The organism is Pseudarthrobacter arbutini (assembly GCF_054510915.1).
Genome location: NZ_JBTNDQ010000010.1, coordinates 188493 through 198050, shown reverse-complemented (window position 1 = coordinate 198050; position 9558 = coordinate 188493). Strand labels below are relative to the sequence as shown.

The 9558-nt window shown below is 64.3% G+C and carries 14 protein-coding genes; 10 read left to right on the top strand and 4 right to left on the bottom strand.

What is annotated here, in order from left to right:
• The 3 genes from ACX80V_RS13415 to ACX80V_RS13405 all read left to right on the top strand — a co-directional run.
• Nucleotides 1–118 (top strand): urocanase-related protein (locus ACX80V_RS13415; protein ID WP_485843553.1); only part of this gene is annotated, 118 nt, incomplete at its 5' end.
• 85 nt (nt 119–203) lie between these two features.
• Nucleotides 204–1673 (top strand): aromatic amino acid lyase, encoded by a 1470-nt coding sequence (locus tag ACX80V_RS13410; RefSeq protein ID WP_485843547.1) that lies wholly within the window; start codon nt 204–206, stop codon nt 1671–1673.
• A 123-nt stretch (nt 1674–1796) separates the two neighbouring features.
• Entirely contained in the window at nt 1797–2270 is a 474-nt protein-coding gene (locus ACX80V_RS13405) for a sensor histidine kinase (RefSeq protein ID WP_485843546.1), read from the top strand.
• A 24-nt stretch (nt 2271–2294) separates the two neighbouring features.
• Here ACX80V_RS13405 and ACX80V_RS13400 read toward each other — a convergent pair whose 3' ends face one another.
• Complete coding sequence (locus ACX80V_RS13400) at nt 2295–2906, bottom strand: NADPH-dependent FMN reductase (protein ID WP_058930979.1); 612 nt, start codon at nt 2904–2906, stop codon at nt 2295–2297.
• 195 nt (nt 2907–3101) lie between these two features.
• On the opposite strand from ACX80V_RS13400, the gene ACX80V_RS13395 reads away from it, so the two are divergent.
• The gene (locus ACX80V_RS13395) at nt 3102–3236 is read left to right on the top strand and encodes a hypothetical protein (protein WP_256468737.1); all 135 of its coding nucleotides are present in this window, start codon (nt 3102–3104) and stop codon (nt 3234–3236) included.
• 146 nt (nt 3237–3382) lie between these two features.
• Nucleotides 3383–4021 carry an SRPBCC family protein gene (locus tag ACX80V_RS13390; RefSeq protein ID WP_485843545.1) on the top strand — a complete coding sequence of 213 codons (639 nt, stop codon included), beginning with the start codon at nt 3383–3385 and terminating at the stop codon, nt 4019–4021.
• 125 nt (nt 4022–4146) lie between these two features.
• Here ACX80V_RS13390 and ACX80V_RS13385 read toward each other — a convergent pair whose 3' ends face one another.
• Nucleotides 4147–5091 carry an SMP-30/gluconolactonase/LRE family protein gene (locus ACX80V_RS13385; protein ID WP_485843544.1) on the bottom strand — a complete coding sequence of 315 codons (945 nt, stop codon included), beginning with the start codon at nt 5089–5091 and terminating at the stop codon, nt 4147–4149.
• 211 nt (nt 5092–5302) lie between these two features.
• Between ACX80V_RS13385 and ACX80V_RS13380 the strand changes: the two genes are divergently transcribed.
• Together ACX80V_RS13380 and ACX80V_RS13375 are read left to right on the top strand one after the other, a co-directional pair.
• Nucleotides 5303–5641 (top strand): hypothetical protein, encoded by a 339-nt coding sequence (locus tag ACX80V_RS13380; protein ID WP_056341133.1) that lies wholly within the window; start codon nt 5303–5305, stop codon nt 5639–5641.
• 65 nt (nt 5642–5706) lie between these two features.
• A complete protein-coding gene (locus ACX80V_RS13375) occupies nt 5707–6354 on the top strand; it encodes a LysE family translocator (protein ID WP_485843543.1) in 648 nt (215 codons plus the stop codon).
• 2 nt (nt 6355–6356) lie between these two features.
• Here ACX80V_RS13375 and ACX80V_RS13370 read toward each other — a convergent pair whose 3' ends face one another.
• The gene (locus ACX80V_RS13370) at nt 6357–6743 is read right to left on the bottom strand and encodes a hypothetical protein (protein WP_485843542.1); all 387 of its coding nucleotides are present in this window, start codon (nt 6741–6743) and stop codon (nt 6357–6359) included.
• Between the two features lie 200 nt (nt 6744–6943).
• On the opposite strand from ACX80V_RS13370, the gene ACX80V_RS13365 reads away from it, so the two are divergent.
• Nucleotides 6944–7540 (top strand): dTMP kinase, encoded by a 597-nt coding sequence (locus ACX80V_RS13365; protein WP_485843541.1) that lies wholly within the window; start codon nt 6944–6946, stop codon nt 7538–7540.
• Between the two features lie 48 nt (nt 7541–7588).
• Here ACX80V_RS13365 and ACX80V_RS13360 read toward each other — a convergent pair whose 3' ends face one another.
• A complete protein-coding gene (locus ACX80V_RS13360) occupies nt 7589–7987 on the bottom strand; it encodes a cupin domain-containing protein (RefSeq protein WP_485843540.1) in 399 nt (132 codons plus the stop codon).
• A gap of 317 nt (nt 7988–8304) precedes the next feature.
• Here ACX80V_RS13360 and bcp point away from each other — a divergent pair, with 317 nt between their 5' ends.
• Together bcp and ACX80V_RS13350 are read left to right on the top strand one after the other, a co-directional pair.
• A complete protein-coding gene (gene bcp, locus ACX80V_RS13355) occupies nt 8305–8784 on the top strand; it encodes a thioredoxin-dependent thiol peroxidase (RefSeq protein WP_485843539.1) in 480 nt (159 codons plus the stop codon).
• Nucleotides 8785–8824: 40 nt separating this feature from the next.
• The gene (locus ACX80V_RS13350) at nt 8825–9397 is read left to right on the top strand and encodes a GNAT family N-acetyltransferase (RefSeq protein WP_485843538.1); all 573 of its coding nucleotides are present in this window, start codon (nt 8825–8827) and stop codon (nt 9395–9397) included.
• Nucleotides 9398–9558: the final 161 nt, after the last annotated feature.

Here is a 9558-nt window from a genome sequence, read left to right as displayed (position 1 = left end):
CCTCCTCACCAACGACCCCGGCATGGGCGTCATCCGCCACGCCGACGCCGGCTACAACCGCGCCACCGACGTCGCCAAAGAACGCGGCGTCCGCATCCCCATGCAAGAAACCCGGTAACCGAACCGTTCGGTGGTCGGGCTGGCGGGGAGCGAGACCTGGATCTCGACAAGCTCGATCACCGGCCCAGAGAAAGAATCAGTCCATGATTGAAATCGACGGCACATGGCTGCGTCTGGCCGATATCACCAAGGTGGCTGCCGGGGGCACCCGGGTGACGCTGTCGCCGTCGGCCGTTGAACGGATGGCGGCATCCCAGCGGTCGGCGCGGGCAACCGCCCGAGCCCGGCCCGTTTATGGGCGTTCCACCGGGGTCGGCGCCAACCGCGCCGTCACGCTGGATCCTACGGATACTGGGATGGACCTGCATGGGCTGAATCTCCTGCGCAGCCATGCGGTGGATGCCGGGCGGGCCCTCGACCGTGAAACCGTGCGGGCGATGCTGGTGATCCGGCTCTCCCAGCTGGCGGCGGGTGCCTCCGGCATCAACCCGGCCATAGCAGAAGCGCTCGTGGAGATGTTGAACCGTGATGCTTTGCCGGAGGTGCGGGAATTCGGCGGGATCGGGACAGCCGACCTGCCGGCCTTGGCCGGGACGGCGCTCACGCTCCTGGGCGAGCGGCCAACGATGGGCGGCGGCATCATCCCCGAAGCGCTCCACGGCTGGGCCACGGAGGATGCCCTGCCATTCATCAGTTCCAGCGCGCTCACCATTGCCCAGGCTGTGCTGGGCCATCAGAAACTTGCCGTCCTGGTGGAGAACCTCACGCTGGTGAGTGCTCTGTCCTTCACCGCGATGTCAGGCAATCCGGAAGCGTTCAGCCCTGAAGTGGCCCGGGCGTCCGATTCGCCTGCCGTGGGGGAAATGGCGGCGACACTTCACGGGCTGGTGGCTGGGACCGGCGTGGCCGCCCGGATCCAGGATCCGTACTGTCTGCGCACTTTGCCGCAGGTCCTCGGGGCGGTCACGGAGGAGCTTGCCTCGCTTGAATTGCTCCTGAACCGGCTTGTGGTTGCCGGCCACGAGAACCCGATGGTCTTCGGCTCTGAGACCGACGGGACCAACGGGGTGGCCCATCACGGCCTCTTCCAGATGACAACCCTTGCCAGGCGGATAGACGCACTGCACTTGGCCCTGGGGACGGCCTGCGCCACCAACCTCCGCCGGATAGACCTGCTCTGCGACCCCGCTTTCACGGGTCTCAACCGGTTCCTGGCAGCCGACGATTCCGGCCAATCCGGCGTCATGATGCTCGAATACGTAGCTGCAGCCGCCGCGGGGCTTGTCCGCGCCAACGCCCAGCCCGTGAGCCTGCAGACAGTGGTCCTGTCCCTCGGCGCCGAGGAAGACGCCAGCTTCGCCAGCCTGGCGGCATCCCGGCTGGACTCCACCGTCCAGGCGCTGGCGACCATGACGGCCGTTGAATTGGTGTGTTCAGCGCGGGCACTGCGGATGCAGGGACGGAAAACGTCCGAGTTCAGCAATCCACTGCTCAGGAGAACCCTCGAAACCGGATTTACGCTGCCGGCTGCCAGCCAGGACCGCGACCTCCGCCCCGACGTCGATGTGGCGTTGAAACTCGTCCGGCTGCCGGCCTTGGGACGACACCCGTAAAACAACACGGAATCTTCCCCGAAAAATTGATCCAACCTTGAGCCAACCCTTGGCAACTCATGCAGTTGGCGGTCCACGCTGGATTTATCACCACAAGAATACGGCGGGGAAGCAGGAAGATTCATGGGGAAGGAATCAGCTCTGGACGAGGTCGTCGCGGTGGGAGGACTGATCACTGATCACCACCCGCTCGACTTCCACACTTTGGGGCTGGCCGGTTGCATTGACCGGCTGACCGGACCCCTCCGTCAGCAAGGAACGGCAGTCCGCTGGGATACTCCGCACTGGGGCATCGAGATCCCGGCGGACTGCGCGTCCCTCCTCTACCAATCGGCCCGCGAAGCGCTGAGCAACGCCTTCAAGTACTCCGACGCTGCCGAGCTCACCGTCCAGTTGTCCGCCGTTGACCACGGCATCCGCCTTGTGGTGTCCGACGACGGCACGGGCTTTGACTGCGACCTCGCGTTAAGCGGCAAGAACCACGGCTACGGGTTGCGGCTGATGTCCGTGGCAGTACATGAAGCCGGCGGCACGGTCAGCGTCTGTTCGAAGCCAGGGGAGGGCACCACCGTGACGGTCACCCTTCCCCTGGACTGAGCCTGTGGGCTTGGGAAGGCTGGACTACCGTGAAAGCTTGTCCGGATCCGGCTCAGGATCGCCGATGTGGCCCGGCGCATTGGCGGCCAGTACCCGCTGGACGAACGCGCTGTATTCCTCCATGTAGTGCCGCAGGAACTTGGCTGTGCCCTCATCCCGGACCTCGCCGTCGTCGCCAAAGACGCCCGGCTTGAAGTGAATGTACACTTCCGGGGCGTTCAATTGGGGGGCGTCCAGGAAGCTCAGCACACTCCGCATGGAGGACTGCATCACCGCCGTGCCGATACTGCCCGGCGAGGCACCGATGATGCCGGTGGGCTTGCGCGCGAAGGAGTTGGTGCCCCAGGGCCGCGACGCCCAGTCGATGGCATTCTTGAGCGCTCCCGGAATGGAGCGGTTGTATTCGGGGGACACAAACAGGATGCCGTCCGAGGCCTCGATCGCTTCCTTGAGGGCGCGGCCTGCCGGCGGGAAATCGGCGTCGTAGTCGTAGCTGTAGAGGGGCAGGTCCTTAATAGGGATCTCCGTGAATTCAAGGTCCGCCGGGGCCAGCTTGATGAGGGCCTTGGCGAGTGTGCGGTTGATGGAGCCGGTGGCCAGGCTCCCCACGAAGTATCCAATTTTCTGCGTTGCCATGAGATTGTTCCTTCCCAACAGCCGGCAGAACCGGCTGGCCGTAGAGCTATACAGGATGAAGCGGGCACAGTGCGCCCCCAGTCCAGCACAGAACACGTGCCGCCGCCAGAGCTCTGGAAGGGTTCTTGACACCCCGCTTCGGGAGGCGCTGAATGATGGTTGAGGCACATTCCACACACCATAGGAGCGGTTGAGATGAAGGAAAAACCAGTCGTGGCGCAGCGCATCCACAGCGAGGCTCCGGCCGAAGGGGACGAGTTGGCGGACCCCACCGACATCCGAGTGCACTCCCAGGAACCCGCCGAAGGCGCCGACACAGACGACGACTAACCGCCGTCTCACTCCCCTCTGGCCCACGCGCCCCTGAAGCCTTGCCACTGACGCCCTACCTCTGACGCCTTGCCCGCAACGGCGATAGGTAAGCATACTGACTGTATTCAGTTTGTCATCAGACCGTTCCAGTCAAAGGAGACGTTGTGAGCAGCAAAGTCGAGAAGCGGATTGTGGTTGACGTGCCGGTCAGCACCGCCTACAACCAGTGGACCCAGTTCGAGGATTTTCCGCAGTTCATGGGTGGCGTGGAGAGCGTGACCCAGCTCAGTGCCGACCGCCTGAAGTGGGTGGCCCATATCGCCGGGGTCCGCCGTCAGTGGGAAGCCACCATCGTGGAGCAGATCCCGGACCGCAGGATCGAGTGGGCGTCCACCGAAGGGGCCACGAACTCCGGTGCCGTGGAATTCTCCGACGCGGGCGGCAACAAGACCGAGCTCTCCCTCACCTTGGAGTACCAGCCGGAGGGCATGGTGGAGAAGGTGGGCGACCTCCTCCACGTCGTGGCCCGCCAGGCGGAGCACGACCTGAAGAAGTTCAAGGAATTCATCGAACACGAGGGCCATGCCACGGGCGCCTGGCGGGAATCCGTCCCCGAGGGCGAGCCGTCGGCGTACAACCGGTACACGCACCCGTTCGACCAGACCGGCGGGATGGTCGATCTTGAGGGCGAGTCGGACGGCTCGGCAGAGGGCGAGATCCGCAGCGCGGCCCAACGCAAGGTCAAGAAACCGGACGACGACGGCACCATCCCGCCGCTCGGCGGTACCTTGGGCGACCGCTGACGGGCAACCCTGCCACCCGCCGTCGGCCGTGGCATCAACGCACGTGACATCAGCTGCCCGGCCCCGCACGAGCGGTGCTGCCCCGCACCGCTCAAGCGGGGCAGCACCGTCCCTACGTAAGCGGCCTAATCGCGGGCCGGCACCAGCACCACTTCGTGGGGGCTGGCCGGCCGCATGAACTGTGCATTCACGGCAGCCAGGGTGTTCCCGAACCGCGCAACCGTGGTGGGAACATCGAAGTGGGGACTGGTGATGGTGTCCTCGATCTCGCCGGAGGAGAGATCGTTGGAGAGGTCAATCCGGACGATCTGGTTCAGGAAGTTCTGCACCGCCCAGACGGTATGGCCCCGGACCAGGATGCCGTCAACATTCGGCACATCCACACCCTCGATCAAGGCACTATCGCCGGTCTCCGGGTCGACGGTGTAGAGGGCCCTGTTGTTCGAATGAGCCACGATCAGGACCCGGCCGCCCTTGGCGGCGGCAATGCCGTTGAGGTCGAAGCCCGGAGTCAGCTCGGCAGCCGGCCCGCACAGCGGCAGGATCTCAACAGTGCCCAGCTCGCCGTGCCTGCCCACGGGGAGGAAGTAGAGCTCGCCAGCGGCCGAGTTCGTGAACCAGGCGCCGTCCCGCGTCAGGGCGACGTCATTAATGAACCCCGGAGCCAGCGTGAAGTCATCCACCGGCTCGCCTGATTCAGTGTCATAGACGAACGCCTTGCCCGTGCCGCCGCCCGCTACAAACAGCAGGTTGTTTCGCGTATCGGCCTTCATCCCGACGGCGGCCCTCGGCTGCGTATCAAATTCGGATACGTCGATGAACAACCGCGCTTTGCCTTCACGGATGTCGCCGCGGTAAATGTCCCCAAGTGCAAGGTCTCCGGCGTAGAACGTGGTTCCGCTGCCGGCGGCGATCCCCTCGGCGGAGGTGGCGCCCTTGAGCACAATGACTGAGTCTTCCGGCGGCGACGCCGAGGCCGGGAGGACAGGTGCCAACAACCCCATGAGTGCAATGAACCCAATGGCGGTACGGAGCTGTACTTTTCCTGAATTCTGGGTTGTGCGGGCCATGATTCTTCCTTGAATTTAGGTGATCCGCACGGGCCAACCTGCGGCAAGCCCGCACGATTGTCCTGCCAGTCTATGCACCCCAAGAACCGCCCCGCCAGAGTCCGGAGCCCCCTCCTTGTGCGGTCACACTCCGCCCTCCGGAGCCCCCGGAGCGGCAAGCTGCCGCGGTCTCTGCTTACAATCGAAACCTCAATCAACTACTGAGGGACCCATGAAGAAACTCGCCACCGCCCTGATCGCTGCCGGCCTCGTGCTTTCCGCTTCTGCGTGCACCACGCCCACCAAACTTTCCACCCCCGAAACCTGTGACCGCGTCAAGGCTGTCCTGGCGAACCCCGCGAACAACGTGGGCAAGACCGGCCTGGTGCGTCTCGCCAACCAGATCCGGCCCATCGAAGTTGTGGCATCGGATGACCTCAAGCCTGCGCTCGGATCCATCATCGCGTTCACGGACGAGTCCGCCAAGGAAGCCCCGGACGAGGCCAAGCTCGCCGAGCTGGAGGCCAAGTACCAGGAAGCCGGCGCCGCCTTCACGAAGCACTGCAGCTAAGACGCCTCCTGCGTTAACGTTCGACGGCGGCCGGTTGGCCGCCGTCGTTGGCTTATCCTTGGCTCGTGGATCTCTATCAGTCACTGCTCTCGTTCGGCCTTGTGGCCGGACTCCTGACGCTGGTTCCGGGCATCGACACGGCACTGGTGCTCCGTTCGTCCCTCGCCAGGACCCGCGGTTTCGCCTTCGCCACGGCCCTGGGCATCTCCACCGGACTGATGGTGTGGGGAATCGCGGCAGCTGTGGGCGTCTCGGCGCTGCTGGCAGCATCTGAACTGGCCTACCGGGCACTCACCATCGCCGGTGCCGCCTACATGGTGTGGCTTGGCGCTTCCCTGCTGTGGAAGAGCCGGGCCAAGGACCCGTCATCCGCCTCGCCCGAGGTTGGAGTGCCCACGGCCTCCCGCCATCAACTGTTCCAGGGCTGGCTGACCGGGACAGGCACTAATCTGCTTAATCCGAAGGTGGGGGTGTTCTACATCGCCACGATTCCCCAGTTCATCCCGCCGGGGACACCTCCGCTGCTGATGGGAATTTTGCTGGCCGGCGTCCACTGCGTCCTGGGCCTTGCGTGGCTGACCTTCCTGATTTTCGGAGCAGGTTTCGCCTCCAAATGGCTGAAAGACGCCCGCAGCCTCCGGACCATCGACCGCATCACTGGCACCGTCCTGATCGGTTTCGGGCTGCGGCTCGCCCTCGAACCACAGCACTGACGCTAGTTCAGGGACAGGGCCAGGTAGAGGGCTGTCAGGATCACTACTGTGGGTGTCATGACCAGGCGCTCCGGTTTGCTGCGGGAGATTCCGTTCAGCACGATGCCCACCGCGAAATAGGCCGTCAGCACCCAACAGAAGACGTCCGTGAAACCTTGGTTCACCAGCGGGGCCGCCATGCCAGCCTTGGCCAGCCCAACATAGGCGAAGAGGATGTAAAGGATGATCGAGGTGGCGCTGCCGATCCGCAGCTTGGTGGGCAGGACGTTGTGCTGGCCTCCCCACGCGAACCGTCCCAGTGGTGCTCCCGCAATCAGGGCGGCCTGAAAAACCGCGAGCGCGGCCAAGAGTACACACGCGGCAATCGCGGCTAACTGGGCTAACTGCATCGAAGATCCTCAATCTGCGGGAGTTTATGTCCAGATAACGTGCCAAAAACGCCGGTTTGGGCACGTTATCTGGACAAAAACTCTTGGCGGCAGCCGGCCTGTTGCAGGCACCGTCCGGACGTAAGCTTAATGTGACCTCCACCTCATGATGGGACGATCACACGGTCCCTTCCGTTAAACCATTGGCGAAAGGAGGCCAAGTGCTTATTGTCTTAACCGGAATCGACGGCTCGGGAAAATCCACGGCCGCCCGCGCCTTGGTAGATGCGGCCCAGGCTGACGGCGAAAACGCCCTGCTGCTCAGCAACCATGCCGGCAGGCGGAGCATGTCCGTGCTGGCTGAACGGCTGGGCATCCGCTGGCCCCGCCACCTGGCCGACGCCGTGGAAACCACCCTCCGCGTGGCCAACGTGCTGGTGTCCCATGCCCGAGCCAGCCGTGTCGACGGACTGGTGGTGATGGACCGGCACCTCCACTGCCAGCTGGCCCTGCGCGCGGCCAAAGGACTGCGGCGTGGCCGCCTGCTCCCCTGGCTGATTTCGTCCCTGCCGGAGCCTGACGCCGTGGTGCACCTGGACGTGGAGCCTGCGTTGGCACACGAGCGCATCATGGCCCGCGGCACCGATTCGGAGACGCTGGCTGACCTGGTGGACTTGCGCGACGCCTACCGCTCCCTGCCGGAATACCCGGGTTTCGTACAGCTCGACGCCGACTGCCCGCCGGCCGAGGTTGTGGCCAGGCTCAAGCGGATCGTGTACAAGCGGCTCGTGCGCGCGGAAACTGCCGTGGCTGTATAGCCCCCACCCTAGCCCCCGGCAGGCCAGCTCCGGCTCAATTCAGCGCGCTCAAATCAGCGCGTGGGATCCCCTGCTCCGCGGCCGGCCGAAGGACGCCGTACCCAGGAATTCAATGGCGACGAACGGCTCGGAGCCAACCACCCACTCATCGTGCCCGGGAGGCAACGCATAGGTGTCATGGGCGCGGATGGTGGACCTCACGCCGTCGGACGTTTGAATCTCCAGGCTTCCGGACACACAGTAACCGAGGTGGTTGTGCTCGCAGAAGTCCGTCAGTTCAGTGGGCTTGGCGGACTCGGACCAGCGCCAGCCTGGAGCGAGGATGAGGCGGGCCACCGAGTAGTCGTCAACGGTGACGAAATCGAACTCGGCCTTGTCCGGACACCGTTTCTTGTCCGGGATGTCAAGGGATTTTACGGCCAGTGCTCTGATGAAATTTGCGGTCATGGGGAAACAGCCTTGGGATCATATGCGGTGGACGCTTAGGGCTGGGACCAAGCGGTTGTGCGTGGATGCCGGCTAGCGGCTACGTAGTGCGGATCACGTACTGCGGAGACCAGAAGTGCGTACCTCTAACCGTATCCATACGGCGCCTCAAGTCAATGGACCGCCGGACATTCGCGGAACGGGGAACTGACCCCCGCACAGGTCCCGGCCCCGGACCAGCCGGAATACTTCAAATGACGCCGGAGTTGTTGTTTGAACTGGAAAGCCGATTCACTGGTTTCCTGTCTTTTGCCATCAGAGTCTCCCGAAGGAACGCCATGATCCCCCAACTGACCATCAAACTTCAGCCAGGTACCCAGGCCCCCGAGTTCACGCTTCAGGACGCCGAGGGCAAGGAAACCTCCCTGGCCAACTACCGCGGCAAGAACGTCATCGTGTACTTCTACCCGGAGGCGGCAACCCCCGGGTGCACCACCGAGGCCTGCGATTTCCGTGACAGCCTCTCATCCCTGCAGGGCTCCGGTTATGAAGTCCTGGGCATCTCCCCCGACGCGCCGGAGAAGCTGGCTAACTTCACCGGCGACTTCAACCTGACCTTCCCGCTGCTCTCCGACGAGGACCACGCAGTTGCCCTGGCCTACGGCGCGTGGGGCGAGAAGCTGGTCGACGGCGAGATCGTCGAAGGCCTCGTCCGCTCCACCGTGGTGGTGGACCCCGACGGCAACGTGTCGCTGGCCCAGTACCAGGTCAAGGCGCAGGGCCACGTGGCAGCCCTCCGGGAGTCCCTGGGGGTCTAGTCTGGCGGGGCAAGGGTAGCCCACCAACCGGGAGTCAGGCATGGCGATCGAAGTCCGTCCGGGAACGCTGTTCGAAGACGTCAAAACGCTGGTTGGACCCAAGCGGCCCGATGCCAACGTGTGCTGGTGCCTGAGCTACCGCATCCCGTCCAAGCAGAACCTTGCGCTGCGCGGAACGGCCCGCGGCGACCTGGTGAAGGAGCTGGTGGCGCAGGATCCGCCGCCAGGGGTTCTGGCGTACGACGGCGACGAAGTAGTCGGGTGGGCAGCTGTCCATCCGCGCGCCGACACCAGCTTTGCCCGCAACCGCAGGATTCCGCACGTGGACGACCTCGATGTTTGGTCTGTGTGGTGCATCCGGGTCCGGCCCGGTTACCGCGGGAAAGGGATCTCCCATCATCTGCTCAAAGGTGCCGTGGAGCTGGCCCGCAGTTACGGCGCGCCCGCCATTGAGGGGTACCCGGTGGACAACGGCGGCAGCAAGGTGGACCTCACCATGGCGTACGTGGGCACGCGCAAACTTTTTGAGAAGGCCGGGTTCGTCAAGGCGGCTGATACGGATTCGGTGCTCAACGGGTTCCCGCGCGTCCTGATGCGCCTGAACCTGCGCTAACACGGGACCGGCCAGCGCAGCCTGCGCTAAATCAGGGTTTCTTCCGCCAGCTGCTCGGCCAGTCGTTGTCTATGAACCACAAGGCCAGCAGCAGCGCGTCCACGGTCAGAAGCCCAGCTAAAAGATAAGCCCACCCGGTGTACCAATGCACGGTAATCTCC